Source organism: Streptomyces xanthophaeus (genome assembly GCF_030440515.1).
GTDB classification, from domain to species: Bacteria; Actinomycetota; Actinomycetes; order Streptomycetales; family Streptomycetaceae; genus Streptomyces; species Streptomyces kutzneri.
Genome location: NZ_CP076543.1, coordinates 3,480,647 through 3,496,513, shown reverse-complemented (window position 1 = coordinate 3,496,513; position 15,867 = coordinate 3,480,647). Strand labels below are relative to the sequence as shown.

Genomic DNA, 15,867 nt, shown 5'->3' with positions numbered 1-15,867 from the left:
GCTGCGCGAGAGCCCTCCGGGAGCTGCCCGGACCCGCGCCTCGAACGCCGGCGGGGCTGAAAAGGCGAGCGGCGCCGCCCCGGTCGGGGAGGCGCCGCTCGGTTCGTGCTGCGGGCCGGGTCAGGCCTAGGCCTTGGCCTCCGCCAGGAGCTTCTGGATGCGGGACACGCCCTCCACCAGGTCCTCGTCGCCCAGGGCGTAGGACAGGCGCAGGTAGCCGGGGGTGCCGAAGGCCTCGCCCGGGACGACCGCGACCTCGACCTCGTCCAGGATCAGGGCGGCGAGCTCGACGGAGCTCTGCGGGCGCTTGCCGCGGATCTCCTTGCCGATGAGCTCCTTGACCGACGGGTACGCGTAGAACGCGCCCTCGGGGGTCGGGCAGAAGACGCCGTCGATCTCGTTGAGCATCTTCACCATCGTCTGGCGGCGGCGGTCGAAGGCCTTGCGCATCTCCGCGACCGCGTCGAGGTTGCCCGAGACGGCGGCCAGCGCGGCGACCTGGGCCACGTTGGAGACATTGGAGGTGGCGTGCGACTGCAGGTTGGTCGCCGCCTTGATGACGTCCTGCGGGGCGATGACCCAGCCCACGCGCCAGCCCGTCATCGCGTACGTCTTGGCGACGCCGTTGACGATGATGCACTTGTCGCGCAGGGCCGGGACCAGGACCGGCAGCGAGGTGAACTTCGCCTCGCCGTAGACGAGGTGCTCGTAGATCTCGTCCGTGAGCACCCACAGGCCGTGCTCGGCGGCCCACTCGCCGATCGCGCGGGCGTCGGACTCGCTGTAGACCGAGCCGGTCGGGTTGGACGGGGAGACGAACAGGACGACCTTGGTGCGCTCGGTGCGCGCGGCCTCCAGCTGCTCGACGGAGACGCGGTAGCCGGTGGTCTCGTCGGCGACGACCTCGACCGGGACACCGCCGGCGAGACGGATGGACTCCGGGTAGGTGGTCCAGTACGGAGCCGGGACGATGACCTCGTCACCCGGGTCCAGGACGGCCGCGAAGGCCTCGTAGATCGCCTGCTTGCCGCCGTTGGTCACCAGGACCTGCGAGGCGTCCACCTCGTAGCCGGAGTCGCGCAGCGTCTTGGCGGCGATCGCGGCCTTCAGCTCGGGCAGACCGCCGGCCGGCGTGTAGCGGTGGTACTTGGGGTTGCGGCAGGCCTCGACCGCCGCCTCGACGATGTAGTCCGGGGTCGGGAAGTCGGGTTCGCCGGCACCGAAGCCGATCACCGGGCGCCCGGCGGCCTTGAGGGCCTTGGCCTTGGCGTCCACGGCGAGGGTGGCGGACTCGGAAATGGCGCCGATACGGGCGGACACCCGGCGCTCGGAGGAAGGCGTTGCAGAGGTCATGCGGGCAATCGTCCCAGACGGCGAAGAACCGCCGCACACCGTTTCAGTCAACGGACCGACGCATGTCAGCTCAGGTGCTGTTCGACGTCACGGCCCGGTTCACGTACACTCACCTGTCGTTGGACCTCGCCAGCCGCTGCAAAGCGTGAGCACTCCGTGCACTCGCTCGGATGCGGTAGGTTGGGGGACACAAAGGGTCGTAGCTCAATTGGTAGAGCACTGGTCTCCAAAACCAGCGGTTGGGGGTTCGAGTCCCTCCGGCCCTGCTCCACACTCCATCTCGGACGTGTGTGCGCAGGTACGTACTTAGATGCAACGCCGTGCGGCGCAACCGGGCGCGGTACGGCCACGACCCGGATTCAGGTGAGAGACGTGACGGACGCCCTGGGCTCCATCGACATGCCTGACGCCGAGGACGAGACGCGCGAGAAGAAGGCCCGCAAGGGCGGCAAGCGCGGCAAGAAGGGCCCTCTGGGCCGGCTCGCGCTTTTCTACCGCCAGATTGTCGCGGAACTCCGCAAGGTTGTTTGGCCGACTCGCAACCAGCTCACGACGTACACCACCGTGGTGATTGTCTTCGTGATCATCATGATCGGTCTGGTAACCGTGATTGACTTTGGGTTTGAAAAAGCCATCAAGTTCGTCTTCGGCTGATCCCCGCGGAGGGCGGCGCCTTGATGGTGTCGCCCGTTTTCGCATGTTCCACCACCTTTTGTATCCAGGAAGAAGCAGCCACCGTGTCTGACCCGAACCTGAACGCGAGCCACGACTCCGTCGAGTCCGTCGAGGACGCGCTCGACATCGTCGAGGCGGCGGACGCTGTGGAGCCCGACGAGGCCGAGCTCGCCGACGTCGAGGCGGGTGTCGCCGCCGAAGAGGCCGCGATGCACGTCGAGTCCGACGAGGACGAGGACGAGGACGACGCCGAGGTTGACGCCGAGGTCGAGGTCGACGCCGAGATCGAAGAGGCTGCTGACGACGCCGAGGCCGACGAGGAAGAGGCCGAAGAGGCCGCTCCGGTCGAGCCCGCCGAGCCCGTCGACCCCATCCAGGCCCTGCGCGAGGAGCTGCGCCTGCTCCCCGGCGAGTGGTACGTGATCCACACCTACGCCGGCTACGAGAAGCGCGTGAAGGCCAACCTGGAGCAGCGCGCCGTCTCGCTGAACGTCGAGGAGTTCATCTACCAGGCCGAGGTGCCCGAGGAAGAGATCGTCCAGATCAAGAACGGCGAGCGCAAGAACGTCCGGCAGAACAAGCTGCCCGGTTACGTTCTCGTCCGCATGGATCTGACGAACGAGTCCTGGGGTGTCGTCCGCAACACGCCTGGTGTCACCGGCTTCGTCGGCAACGCGTACGACCCGTACCCGCTGACCCTGGACGAGATCGTCAAGATGCTCGCCCCGGAGGCGCAGGAGAAGGCCGCCAAGGCCGCCGCGGAAGAGGCCGGTCTGCCCGCGCCCGCCGTCAAGCGCACCATCGAGGTCCTGGACTTCGAGGTCGGCGACTCGGTCACCGTCACCGACGGCCCGTTCGCGACGCTGCAGGCGACCATCAACGAGATCAACCCCGACTCGAAGAAGGTCAAGGGCCTCGTCGAGATCTTCGGCCGCGAGACCCCGGTCGAGCTCAGCTTCGACCAGATCCAGAAGAACTGATCTTCTGAGCGACAGCTTCCGGACAGGTCAGATCGCCCCGTGAAGGGCGGTCTGACCTGCTCGGTTTTTAGCCCCGCACCGATACCCGTTATCGTGGTGCGGTATGCCTCCATCCGGATGACCGGATGGGCGGCTGAAAACTCTCACTAGGACCCGGAGAGAGCAATGCCTCCCAAGAAGAAGAAGGTCACGGGGCTTATCAAGCTCCAGATCAAGGCCGGTGCGGCCAACCCGGCTCCGCCGGTCGGCCCCGCGCTCGGTCAGCACGGCGTCAACATCATGGAGTTCTGCAAGGCCTACAACGCCGCGACCGAGTCGCAGCGTGGCATGGTCGTGCCGGTGGAGATCACGGTCTACGACGACCGCTCCTTCACCTTCATCACCAAGACTCCGCCGGCCGCGCGCCTCATCCTGAAGCACGCGGGCATCGAGAAGGGCTCCGGCGAGCCCCACAAGACCAAGGTCGCCAAGCTCACGGCTGCCCAGGTCAAGGAGATCGCCGAGCTGAAGATGCCCGACCTGAACGCCAACGACATCGACGCCGCCGTCAAGATCATTGCCGGCACCGCGCGTTCGATGGGCGTCACCGTCGAAGGCTGATCCAGCCACCCCCAGCACCATCAGTGGTAGGACCAAGCGCTGGTCCGCACCACGACTCCATGCCTGAAGCCAAAACACAGGAGCAGAAGTGAAGCGCAGCAAGACTCTCCGCGCTGCGGACGCCAAGGTCGACCGGGAGAAGCTGTACGCCCCGCTCGAGGCCGTCCGTCTCGCCAAGGAGACCTCCACGACCAAGTTCGACGGCACCGTCGAGGTCGCCTTCCGCCTGGGTGTCGACCCGCGCAAGGCCGACCAGATGGTCCGCGGCACCGTGAACCTCCCGCACGGCACCGGCAAGACCGCCCGGGTCCTGGTCTTCGCGACCGGTGACCGTGCTGCGGCCGCGGAAGCCGCCGGCGCCGACATTGTCGGCGACGACGAGCTCATCAACGAGATCGCCAAGGGCAACCGCCTGAACGAGTTCGACGCCGTTGTGGCCACCCCGGACCTCATGGGCAAGGTCGGCCGCCTCGGCCGCGTGCTCGGTCCCCGTGGCCTGATGCCGAACCCGAAGACCGGCACCGTCACGATGGACGTCGCGAAGGCTGTCACCGAGATCAAGGGTGGCAAGATCGAGTTCCGCGTCGACAAGCACTCGAACCTGCACTTCATCATCGGCAAGGTCTCCTTCTCCGATGACAAGCTGGTCGAGAACTACGGCGCGGCCCTGGACGAGATCCTTCGTCTGAAGCCGTCCGCCGCGAAGGGCCGCTACATCAAGAAGGCCGCCCTCAGCACCACCATGGGCCCCGGCATCCAGCTGGACCCGAACCGCACCCGGAACCTCCTCGTCGAGGAAGACCCGGCTGCTGTCTGAGCCTGACGGCTCATCGAGTGGCTCAGCGGGCCCCTCGCCCCCTTCACAGGGTGGCGGGGGGCCCGCTTCCGTGTTCAGGGCCACATACCCCTTGATCGGGGCTTAATGGGGCGCGACCCGACAGAGCGGGAACGTAGGGTCGGATCGAACAAGCGATTGATCACTGGGGGTGGGGGATGTACGTGTCCGCGTACCGGAAGAGGGCCATCGGCGCAGCGCTGGCCGCCGTACTGCTCGTCGGCGGTGTCACGGCGTGCGAGAGCGGCAGGAAGGACGGCGCCGGGAAGGCCGCCGTCGGGGGATCCGCGGCGCCGGAGCGGCCCGTGGTGGACGGTGCCACCACCGAGGCGCTCAAGGCGGCGTACAAGAAGACCTCCACGGCCAAGGCGGCCAAGTTCCGCATGACCATGTCGATGCCCGCGTCGCAGGGCGCCGGCGGCACCGTGGAGATGACCGGTGTCCAGGGCTGGGACCCGCAGGTCATGGACGTCACCGTGAAGGGCGCGCCCGGCCCGGGATCGGGCGCCGACTCCATGCGCATGGTCATGTCGAACAACGTCATGTTCATGGAGGTGCCGAAGGGCTCCCCGATGACCGGGAGCATGGAGGGCAAGCGCTGGATGAAGCTGGACCTCAATGCCGCGGCGCAGGCCGCCGGCGACGCCGAGGTGCTCAAGAAGCTCAGCGGCATGAGCGGCATGGACCAGAACCAGGACCCGGCCAAGCAGCTCGCCCTCCTGCTCAGCTCGCCGAACGTGAAGCACCTGGGGGCCGAGAAGGTCGAGGGCGCGGACGCCGAGCACTACAAGGGCACCCTGACCTTCGAGGAGATGATGGCGGCCGACGAATCCGCCAAGGTGCTCTCCGAGGTCGAGCGCAAGCAGCTGATCGAGGCCACGAAGAAGGCCGGCATCAAGGGCTACGACATGGACGTCTGGCTGAACAAGGACGGCTACCCGGTCCACATGAAGGTCGGCGTCCGGACGCCGCAGGGGACCTTGAACATGGACGCCCACTACTCCGACTACGGCTCCGCGGCCACGGTCGAGACGCCGCCGGAGAGCGAGACCTTCGACGTCTTCGCGCTGCTCAAGGACCTGGGCGAGCGCGGCACGGGGGCCTGACCGTCCCGCGCGCCGCCAGTCGTACCGATCTTCGGAACGAAGATCCACGCAAAGATCCGCACATGGGGGAGAACCGATGAAGAAGGCTGTCCGGACCCGGGCCGTTATCGCGGTGGCGGGCACCGCACTGCTCGTGGGTGGCCTCACGGCCTGCGGTGGCGACAAGGCCGACGCGGGCACCGCCAAGGCCGACGGGGGCAAGGGTGCCGAGGCGAAGGCGCATTCCTCCGTGGAGGCGGTGAAGGCGTCCTACCTGAAGACGGTGGCCGCCAGGTTCGCCGAGGCGGAGCTGTCCATCTCCGGGGCCGACGGCAAGACCAGCGGTCAGTCCGGGACCAAGGGCTGGTACCCGTCCAGCCACGACGTGATCCTCAAGAGCGAGAAGCCCGACACCCGCTCGATCATGATCGGTGACATGGCCTACACCGGCCTGGCCCAGCCCCGGGACGGCAAGACCTGGATGAGCATGGACCTGGCCAAGGACGGCAAGCCCGGGGTCCGGCTCAACGACGACCCGGCCGAGTACCTCGCGATGCTGCTGGGCCAGGAGAAGCTCACGCACGTCGGCACCGAGAAGACGGCCGACGGCATCGACGCCGAGCACTACAAGGGCAGCTTCACCGCCGCGGACCTGCTCAGGGCGGACGAGTCCACCAAGGTCATGGAGGAGGCGAACCGCCGGTACCTCCACGAGGCCGTGAAGCACATCACCGCCTTCGAGGTGGACCTGTGGATCGGCAAGGACGGCTACCCGGTCCGCGCGGACACCGTCAGAACGGACGGTGAGGGCACGACGAAGATCACGGCGAAGTTCTCCGACTTCGCCGTGGCCGCCCCGGTCCAGGCCCCGCCGGCCGAGCAGGTCGTCTCCCTCGACGACCTGAACAAGGAGACCGACCGCAAGCTGAAGGAGGCCGACCAGAGGCTCCGGGACGCCGGACTGGGCGGCCTGGACCTCGACTCCTGAGGCGATTTGCCTCGGCTGCACCCCTTCACGTAGTCTTCCCCAGAAGCCAAAGACCGCTGGTCGTTGCCGTGCCCGCAAGGGTTCGGTGGCCGAAGGATCCGTTGAATACGGACGACCCGCGTAGGTGACTGTGGAAGGTTCCCGGAATTCGTTCCGGTCGAGCCACGCCCTGGCGCCTGCGCCGGGGCGTTTCTTGTTTAGCCCCTTCTGAGCGGTCCTCATCACCCGGAAGGAGGCGAACGCACCATGCCGACGCCCAACAAGGCTGCATCGGTAGCCGAGCTCAAGGACGCGTTCCAGAGCTCGAACGCCGCCGTGCTGACCGAGTACCGGGGTCTCACCGTCGCGCAGCTCAAGACGCTGCGTCGCTCCCTCGGTGAGAACGCCCAGTACGCCGTGGTGAAGAACACGCTGACCAAGATTGCGGCCAACCAGGCCGGGATCACCGCGCTGGACGAGCACTTCGCTGGTCCGACCGCGGTCGCCTTCATCACCGGTGACCCGGTGGAGTCGGCGAAGAGCCTGCGTGACTTCGCCAAGGAGAACCCGAACCTCATCATCAAGGCGGGTGTCCTTGATGGTAAGGCGCTCACCGCCGATGAGATCAAGAAGCTTGCGGACCTCGAGTCCCGCGAGGTTCTGCTCAGCAAGCTGGCCGGCGCGTTCAAGGGCAAGCAGTCTCAGGCTGCCTCGCTCTTCCAGGCGCTGCCGTCGAAGTTCGTCCGCACCGCGGAAGCGCTTCGCGTCAAGCTCGCCGAGCAGGGCGGTGCCGAGTAATTCGGCTCGCGCACTGATCCGCGCCGCCTAGTGCGCGGGTCGTAGCGGGCCGTTACGCCCGCCTCTATATACATCCGGCACCTGCCGATTTAGTGGAAGGATCGCCCATCATGGCGAAGCTCTCTCAGGACGACCTCCTCGCCCAGTTCGAGGAGATGACCCTCATCGAGCTCTCCGAGTTCGTGAAGGCCTTCGAGGAGAAGTTCGACGTCACCGCCGCCGCGGCCGTCGCCGTTGCCCCCGCCGGTGTCTCCGGCGACGCCGGCGCCCCGGCCGAGGAGCAGGACGAGTTCGACGTCATCCTCACCGGTGCCGGCGACAAGAAGATCCAGGTCATCAAGGTCGTGCGTGAGCTGACCTCCCTGGGTCTGAAGGAGGCCAAGGACCTCGTCGACGGCGCTCCGAAGCCGGTCCTCGAGAAGGTCGCCAAGGAGGCCGCTGACAAGGCCGCCGAGGCCCTCAAGGCTGCCGGCGCGGCTGTCGAGGTCAAGTAACACCTCTGAGGCCCTCCAGGGCCTCAACCAAGGGCGATCACCCGTAAGGGTGGTCGCCCTTTGGCGTACCCGCGGTGCCTGACTTGCCCTGGTCTCGTTGGGGAGTAGGGTGATCATCGTTGCTCCGACGCAGGGTCCGAAGATGATCCGCTCGGAGCAGGGGGCCTTGACGAACGGGACGCGGCGCGCAATTCTCAGTCCCGTCGAGAGGTCGACCACCTGGATCCGAGATCCGAGGCATGGATCGACTACGAAGAGGGCAGTACTGATACGCGCTCTGTGTACGAGTACGGGCGCCGCAGCGTTGGACACAGTGTTGGTTGAACGACATGGGGAAGGCCTGTTGCCGGTTTCCGGAAACCTGGTCTGGACATCAGTGAGCCGAGTGGCTACACTGACCCTTTGCGCTGCCTGTTAGCTGTCCCCTGCCCGTCGCCAGGGACATGCCCACGCTTGAGCACACTTGATCGATCCACCTGACCTGGCCTTTTCGGTCGGATTCGGGGGGCTTGTCTTCTGTGTCTGCTGGGACCGGTACGCGCGTAGTGAGTCCGAGCCCTCGGAAGGACCCCCTCTTGGCCGCCTCGCGCAACGCCTCGACCAATACGAACAACGGTGCCAGCACCGCCCCGCTGCGCATCTCCTTTGCAAAGATCAAGGAGCCCCTCGAGGTTCCGAACCTCCTGGCGCTGCAGACCGAGAGCTTTGACTGGCTTCTCGGCAATGCCGCCTGGAAGTCTCGCGTCGAGTCGGCGCTTGAGAGTGGACAGGACGTCCCCACCAAGTCCGGTCTGGAAGAGATCTTCGAGGAGATCTCGCCGATCGAGGACTTCTCCGGGTCGATGTCGCTGACCTTCCGCGACCACCGTTTCGAGCCGGCGAAGAACTCTGTCGACGAGTGCAAGGAGCGCGACTTCACGTACGCGGCTCCGCTGTTCGTCACTGCCGAGTTCACGAACAACGAGACCGGAGAGATCAAGTCTCAGACGGTCTTCATGGGCGACTTCCCGCTCATGACCAACAAGGGCACCTTCGTCATCAACGGCACCGAGCGTGTCGTCGTGTCGCAGCTTGTCCGCTCCCCTGGTGTCTACTTCGACTCCTCCATCGACAAGACGTCCGACAAGGACATCTTCTCCGCCAAGATCATCCCGTCCCGGGGTGCCTGGCTGGAGATGGAGATCGACAAGCGCGACATGGTCGGTGTCCGCATCGACCGCAAGCGCAAGCAGTCCGTCACCGTTCTCCTGAAGGCTCTCGGCTGGACCACCGAGCAGATCCTCGAGGAGTTCGGCGAGTACGAGTCCATGCGCGCCACCCTGGAGAAGGACCACACCCAGGGTCAGGACGACGCGCTGCTCGACATCTACCGCAAGCTGCGTCCGGGCGAACCGCCGACCCGCGAGGCTGCTCAGACGCTGCTCGAGAACCTCTACTTCAACCCGAAGCGCTACGACCTCGCCAAGGTCGGCCGCTACAAGGTGAACAAGAAGCTCGGCGCCGACGAGCCGCTCGACGCCGGTGTGCTCACCACCGACGACGTCATCGCGACGATCAAGTACCTGGTCAAGCTGCACGCCGGCGAGACCGAGACGACCGGCGAGTCCGGCCGTTCGATCGTGGTCGAGACCGATGACATCGACCACTTCGGCAACCGTCGTCTGCGCAACGTCGGCGAGCTCATCCAGAACCAGGTCCGCACGGGTCTGGCTCGTATGGAGCGCGTCGTCCGCGAGCGCATGACCACGCAGGACGTCGAGGCCATCACGCCGCAGACCCTGATCAACATCCGGCCGGTCGTCGCCTCCATCAAGGAGTTCTTCGGCACCAGCCAGCTGTCGCAGTTCATGGACCAGAACAACCCGCTCTCGGGCCTGACCCACAAGCGCCGCCTGTCGGCGCTGGGCCCCGGCGGTCTGTCCCGTGAGCGGGCCGGCTTCGAGGTCCGTGACGTTCACCCGTCGCACTACGGCCGCATGTGCCCGATCGAGACCCCTGAAGGCCCGAACATCGGTCTGATCGGCTCGCTCGCGTCCTACGGTCGCGTCAACGCGTTCGGTTTCGTCGAGACCCCGTACCGCAAGGTCATCGACGGTGTCGTCACCGACGAGGTCGACTACCTGACGGCCGACGAGGAAGACCGCTTCGTCATCGCCCAGGCCAACGCCGGCCTGTCCGAGGACATGCGCTTCACCGAGAACCGCGTGCTGGTGCGCCGTCGTGGCGGCGAGATCGACTACATCGCCGGCGACGACGTCGACTACATGGACGTCTCCCCGCGCCAGATGGTGTCCGTCGCGACCGCGATGATCCCCTTCCTGGAGCACGACGACGCCAACCGTGCCCTCATGGGCGCGAACATGATGCGCCAGGCCGTTCCGCTCATCAAGGCGGAGGCCCCGCTGGTGGGCACCGGCATGGAGTACCGCTGTGCGGTCGACGCCGGTGACTCGATCCGTGCGGAGAAGGACGGTGTCGTCCAGGAGGTCTCGGCCGACTACATCACCGTCGCCAACGACGACGGCACGTACACCACGTACCGCGTCGCCAAGTTCTCCCGCTCGAACCAGGGCACCTCGGTCAACCAGAAGGTCATCGTCAACGAGGGTGACCGGATCATCGAGTCCCAGGTCCTCGCCGACGGTCCCGCGACCGAAGAGGGCGAAATGGCCCTCGGCAAGAACCTGCTCGTCGCGTTCATGCCCTGGGAAGGTCACAACTACGAGGACGCGATCATCCTGTCGCAGCGCCTCGTGCAGGACGACGTCCTCTCCTCGATCCACATCGAGGAGCACGAGGTCGACGCCCGTGACACCAAGCTGGGCCCCGAGGAGATCACCCGGGACATCCCGAACGTCTCCGAGGAGGTCCTCGCCGACCTCGACGAGCGCGGCATCATCCGCATCGGTGCGGACGTCGTCGCCGGCGACATCCTGGTCGGCAAGGTCACGCCCAAGGGTGAGACCGAGCTGACCCCGGAGGAGCGCCTGCTCCGCGCGATCTTCGGTGAGAAGGCCCGCGAGGTGCGTGACACCTCGCTCAAGGTCCCTCACGGTGAGATCGGCAAGGTCATCGGTGTCCGCGTCTTCGACCGCGAGGAGGGCGACGAGCTTCCTCCGGGCGTGAACCAGCTGGTCCGCGTCTACGTCGCCCAGAAGCGCAAGATCACCGACGGTGACAAGCTCGCCGGCCGCCACGGCAACAAGGGTGTCATCTCCAAGATCCTTCCGATCGAGGACATGCCCTTCCTTGAGGACGGCACGCCGGTCGACATCATCCTGAACCCGCTGGGTGTCCCGTCCCGAATGAACCCGGGACAGGTCCTGGAGATCCACCTCGGCTGGCTCGCCAGCCGCGGCTGGGACGTCTCCGGGCTCGGCGAGGAGTGGGCCGAGCGTCTGAAGGTCATCGGGGCCGACCGTGTCGAGCCCGGTACCAACGTCGCCACCCCCGTGTTCGACGGTGCCCGCGAGGATGAGCTCGCCGGCCTCTTCGAGCACACCATCCCGAACCGCGACGGTGACCGCCTGGTCCTCCCGTCCGGTAAGGCGCGCCTGTTCGACGGCCGCTCCGGCGAGCCGTTCCCGGACCCGATCTCGATCGGGTACATGTACATCCTCAAGCTCCACCACCTGGTCGACGACAAGCTCCACGCTCGGTCGACCGGTCCGTACTCGATGATCACGCAGCAGCCGCTGGGTGGTAAGGCGCAGTTCGGTGGCCAGCGCTTCGGTGAGATGGAGGTGTGGGCGCTCGAGGCTTATGGCGCCGCTTACGCCCTCCAGGAGCTGCTGACCATCAAGTCCGACGACGTCACCGGCCGCGTGAAGGTCTACGAGGCCATCGTCAAGGGCGAGAACATCCCCGAGCCGGGCATTCCCGAGTCCTTCAAGGTGCTCATCAAGGAAATGCAGTCGCTCTGCCTCAACGTGGAGGTGCTGTCCTCGGACGGCATGTCCATCGAGATGCGCGACACCGACGAGGACGTCTTCCGCGCGGCGGAGGAGCTCGGTATCGACCTGTCCCGGCGTGAGCCGAGCAGCGTCGAAGAGGTCTGACGGGCCTGACGGGGGCTCGCTCAAGAGCCCCCCGTCATCCCCGGGACCGTTCAGACCATGATTGAGACTCGACCCCGAAAGAGGGATTGACGCACAGTGCTCGACGTCAACTTCTTCGACGAGCTGCGGATCGGCCTTGCCACCGCGGACGACATCCGAACCTGGTCGCACGGCGAGGTCAAGAAGCCGGAGACCATCAACTACCGCACCCTCAAGCCCGAGAAGGACGGACTCTTCTGCGAGAAGATCTTCGGTCCTACCCGGGACTGGGAGTGCTACTGCGGCAAGTACAAGCGTGTCCGCTTCAAGGGCATCATCTGTGAGCGTTGTGGCGTCGAGGTCACGCGCGCCAAGGTGCGCCGTGAGCGGATGGGCCACATCGAGCTTGCCGCTCCCGTCACCCACATCTGGTACTTCAAGGGCGTCCCGTCGCGCCTCGGATACCTGCTGGACCTCGCGCCGAAGGACCTCGAAAAGGTCATCTACTTCGCCGCGTACATGATCACGTTCGTCGACGACGAGCGTCGCACCCGCGACCTCCCGTCGCTGGAGGCGCACGTCTCCGTCGAGCGCCAGCAGATCGAGAACCGCCGTGACGCGGACCTCGAAGGCCGGGCCAAGAAGCTCGAGACCGACCTGGGCGAGCTGGAGGCCGAGGGCGCGAAGGCCGACGTACGCCGCAAGGTGCGCGAAGGTGCCGAGCGTGAGATGAAGCAGCTCCGTGACCGCGCCCAGCGCGAGATCGACCGCCTCGACGAGGTGTGGGCCCGCTTCAAGAACCTCAAGGTCCAGGACCTGGAGGGCGACGAGCTCCTCTACCGCGAGCTGCGTGACCGCTTCGGCACGTACTTCGACGGCTGCATGGGCGCCGCCGCGCTGCAGAAGCGCCTGGAGTCCTTCGACCTCGAGGAGGAGGCCGAGCGCCTCCGCGAGATCATCCGTACCGGCAAGGGCCAGAAGAAGACCCGTGCGCTCAAGCGCCTCAAGGTCGTCTCCGCGTTCCTGCAGACCAGCAACAAGCCCAAGGGCATGGTTCTGGACTGCGTGCCGGTGATCCCGCCGGACCTGCGTCCGATGGTGCAGCTGGACGGTGGCCGCTTCGCGACCTCCGACCTGAACGACCTGTACCGCCGCGTGATCAACCGCAACAACCGTCTGAAGCGTCTCCTCGACCTCGGTGCCCCCGAGATCATCGTGAACAACGAGAAGCGCATGCTTCAGGAGGCCGTGGACGCCCTCTTCGACAACGGTCGTCGTGGTCGTCCGGTGACCGGTCCCGGCAACCGTCCCCTGAAGTCCCTCAGCGACATGCTGAAGGGCAAGCAGGGTCGATTCCGTCAGAACCTTCTCGGTAAGCGTGTGGACTACTCCGCGCGTTCCGTGATCGTCGTCGGTCCGCAGCTGAAGCTGCACCAGTGCGGTCTGCCCAAGGCCATGGCGCTGGAGCTCTTCAAGCCGTTCGTGATGAAGCGCCTGGTCGACCTGAACCACGCGCAGAACATCAAGAGCGCCAAGCGGATGGTCGAGCGCGGCCGCACGGTCGTCTACGACGTCCTCGAAGAGGTCATCGCCGAGCACCCGGTCCTGCTGAACCGTGCGCCCACGCTGCACCGCCTCGGCATCCAGGCCTTCGAGCCCCAGCTGGTCGAAGGCAAGGCCATCCAGATCCACCCGCTCGTCTGCACCGCGTTCAACGCGGACTTCGACGGTGACCAGATGGCCGTGCACCTGCCGCTCTCCGCGGAGGCGCAGGCCGAGGCCCGCATCCTGATGCTGTCCTCGAACAACATCCTCAAGCCGGCCGACGGCCGTCCGGTCACGATGCCGACCCAGGACATGGTCCTCGGTCTGTTCTTCCTGACCACCGACGGTGAGCTCCGTGACACCAAGGGCGAGGGCCGCGCGTTCGGCTCCACGGCCGAGGCGACCATGGCGTTCGACAACGGCGAGCTCGCGCTGCAGTCGTCCGTCGACATCCGCTTCCCGGTGGGCACCATCCCGCCGCGTGGCTGGGTGCCGCCGGTCGCCGAAGAGGGCGAGCAGGAGTTCCAGCCGGGCGACAGCTTCCGTCTGCGCACCACCCTGGGCCGCGCGCTCTTCAACGAGCTGCTGCCCGAGGACTACCCGTTCGTCGACTACTCGGTGGGCAAGAAGCAGCTCTCCGAGATCGTCAACGACCTGGCGGAGCGCTACCCCAAGGTCATCGTGGCGGCGACGCTCGACAACCTGAAGGCGGCCGGCTTCCACTGGGCGACCCGTTCGGGCGTCACCGTGGCCATCTCCGACGTCGTCGTGCCCGAGGCCAAGAAGGCCATCGTCGCGGGCTACGAGGCGATGGACGAGAAGGTCCAGAAGCAGTACGAGCGCGGTCTGATCACCAAGGACGAGCGCACGCAGGAGCTCATCGCGATCTGGACCAAGGCGACCAACGAGGTTGCCGAGGCGATGAACGCGAACTTCCCCAAGACGAACCCCATCTTCATGATGGTTGACTCGGGTGCCCGAGGAAACATGATGCAGATGCGACAGATCGCCGGTATGCGTGGTCTGGTGTCGAACGCGAAGAACGAGACCATCCCGCGTCCGATCAAGGCGTCCTTCCGTGAGGGCCTCACCGTTCTGGAGTACTTCATCTCCACGCACGGTGCCCGTAAGGGTCTGGCGGACACCGCCCTGCGTACCGCCGACTCGGGTTACCTGACCCGTCGTCTGGTGGACGTCTCGCAGGACGTGATCATCCGCGAGGAGGACTGTGGCACCGAGCGCGGTCTGAAGCTGAAGATCGCCGTTCGCGGCGAGGACGGCGTGCTGCGCAAGGCCGACGACGTCGAGACCTCGATCTACGCCCGCATGCTGGCCGAGGACGTCGTCATCGACGGCAAGGTCATCGCGCCGGCCAACGTCGACCTCGGTGACGTGCTCATCGACGCCCTGGTCGCCAACGGCGTCGAGGAGGTCAAGACCCGCTCGGTCCTGACCTGTGAGTCCGCGGTCGGCACCTGTGCCTTCTGCTACGGACGCTCGCTCGCCACCGGCAAGCTGGTCGACATCGGTGAGGCGGTCGGCATCATCGCCGCCCAGTCCATCGGTGAGCCCGGTACCCAGCTGACGATGCGTACCTTCCACACCGGTGGTGTGGCCGGTGACGACATCACGCAGGGTCTGCCGCGTGTCGTCGAGCTCTTCGAGGCCCGTACCCCGAAGGGTGTCGCCCCGATCTCCGAGGCCGCCGGCCGCGTGCGGATCGAGGAGACCGAGAAGACGAAGAAGATCGTCATCACGCCCGACGACGGCAGCGACGAGACGGCGTTCCCGATCTCGAAGCGCGCCAAGGTCATCGTGCACGAGGGCGACCACGTCGAGGTGGGCCAGAAGCTCACCATGGGTGCCACCAACCCGCACGACGTGCTGCGCATCCTCGGCCAGCGTGCCGTCCAGGTCCACCTGGTCGGCGAAGTCCAGAAGGTCTACAACTCGCAGGGCGTGTCGATCCACGACAAGCACATCGAGATCATCATCCGGCAGATGCTGCGCCGCGTGACGATCATCGAGTCCGGCGACGCGGAGCTCCTGCCGGGCGAGCTGGTCGAGCGGTCGAAGTTCGAGACCGAGAACCGTCGTGTGGTCACCGAGGGCGGTCACCCCGCCTCCGGCCGTCCGCAGCTGATGGGTATCACCAAGGCCTCGCTGGCGACGGAATCCTGGCTGTCGGCCGCCTCCTTCCAGGAGACGACCCGAGTCCTGACGGATGCGGCGATCAACGCCAAGTCCGACAGCCTCATCGGCCTCAAGGAGAACGTCATCATCGGTAAGCTCATCCCGGCCGGTACGGGCCTCGCCCGCTACCGCAACATCCGGGTGGAGCCCACCGAGGAAGCCAAGGCAGCGATGTACTCGGCCGTCGGTTACGACGACATCGACTACTCGCCCTTCGGCTCCGGCTCCGGCCAGGCTGTCCCGCTGGAGGACTACGACTACGGCCCGTACAACGGCTGAGTCGCAGCAGAGAAGTAACCGCAGGG

At 66.3% G+C, this 15,867-nt stretch carries 11 protein-coding genes and 1 tRNA gene; 11 read left to right on the top strand and 1 reads right to left on the bottom strand.

Annotated elements, in window-relative coordinates; genetic code table 11:
• Positions 1-126 precede the first annotated feature (126 nt).
• Entirely contained in the window at positions 127-1,353 is a 1,227-nt protein-coding gene (locus tag KO717_RS15135; RefSeq protein WP_301367934.1) for a pyridoxal phosphate-dependent aminotransferase, read from the bottom strand.
• Between the two features lie 193 nt (positions 1,354-1,546).
• Here KO717_RS15135 and KO717_RS15130 point away from each other — a divergent pair.
• The 11 genes from KO717_RS15130 to KO717_RS15080 all read left to right on the top strand — a co-directional run bounded on the left by KO717_RS15130 (position 1,547) and on the right by KO717_RS15080 (position 15,841).
• Positions 1,547-1,619, top strand: a tRNA-Trp gene (locus KO717_RS15130).
• Between the two features lie 106 nt (positions 1,620-1,725).
• Positions 1,726-2,007, top strand: a complete 282-nt coding sequence (gene secE, locus KO717_RS15125) for a preprotein translocase subunit SecE (protein ID WP_189733391.1) — start codon at positions 1,726-1,728, stop codon at positions 2,005-2,007.
• An 83-nt stretch (positions 2,008-2,090) separates the two neighbouring features.
• Positions 2,091-3,008 (top strand): transcription termination/antitermination protein NusG, encoded by a 918-nt coding sequence (gene nusG / locus KO717_RS15120; RefSeq protein ID WP_301367932.1) that lies wholly within the window; start codon positions 2,091-2,093, stop codon positions 3,006-3,008.
• Between the two features lie 165 nt (positions 3,009-3,173).
• On the top strand, positions 3,174-3,608 hold the full coding sequence (gene rplK, locus KO717_RS15115; RefSeq protein ID WP_030008445.1) for a 50S ribosomal protein L11: 435 nt from the start codon (positions 3,174-3,176) through the stop codon (positions 3,606-3,608).
• Between the two features lie 88 nt (positions 3,609-3,696).
• Positions 3,697-4,425: a 50S ribosomal protein L1 gene (gene rplA, locus KO717_RS15110; RefSeq protein ID WP_030388881.1), complete on the top strand. Its 729-nt coding sequence runs from the start codon at positions 3,697-3,699 to the stop codon at positions 4,423-4,425.
• Between the two features lie 176 nt (positions 4,426-4,601).
• Positions 4,602-5,549: a hypothetical protein gene (locus tag KO717_RS15105; protein ID WP_301367930.1), complete on the top strand. Its 948-nt coding sequence runs from the start codon at positions 4,602-4,604 to the stop codon at positions 5,547-5,549.
• Positions 5,550-5,625: 76 nt separating this feature from the next.
• Positions 5,626-6,516, top strand: a complete 891-nt coding sequence (locus KO717_RS15100; protein WP_301367928.1) for a hypothetical protein — start codon at positions 5,626-5,628, stop codon at positions 6,514-6,516.
• Positions 6,517-6,762: 246 nt separating this feature from the next.
• A complete protein-coding gene (gene rplJ / locus KO717_RS15095; protein WP_099889951.1) occupies positions 6,763-7,293 on the top strand; it encodes a 50S ribosomal protein L10 in 531 nt (176 codons plus the stop codon).
• A 110-nt stretch (positions 7,294-7,403) separates the two neighbouring features.
• Positions 7,404-7,787 carry a 50S ribosomal protein L7/L12 gene (rplL, locus tag KO717_RS15090; protein WP_301367927.1) on the top strand — a complete coding sequence of 128 codons (384 nt, stop codon included), beginning with the start codon at positions 7,404-7,406 and terminating at the stop codon, positions 7,785-7,787.
• Between the two features lie 575 nt (positions 7,788-8,362).
• Positions 8,363-11,845 (top strand): DNA-directed RNA polymerase subunit beta, encoded by a 3,483-nt coding sequence (gene rpoB / locus KO717_RS15085; RefSeq protein WP_030008451.1) that lies wholly within the window; start codon positions 8,363-8,365, stop codon positions 11,843-11,845.
• Positions 11,846-11,941: 96 nt separating this feature from the next.
• Positions 11,942-15,841, top strand: a complete 3,900-nt coding sequence (locus KO717_RS15080; protein ID WP_266381488.1) for a DNA-directed RNA polymerase subunit beta' — start codon at positions 11,942-11,944, stop codon at positions 15,839-15,841.
• Positions 15,842-15,867 lie beyond the last annotated feature (26 nt).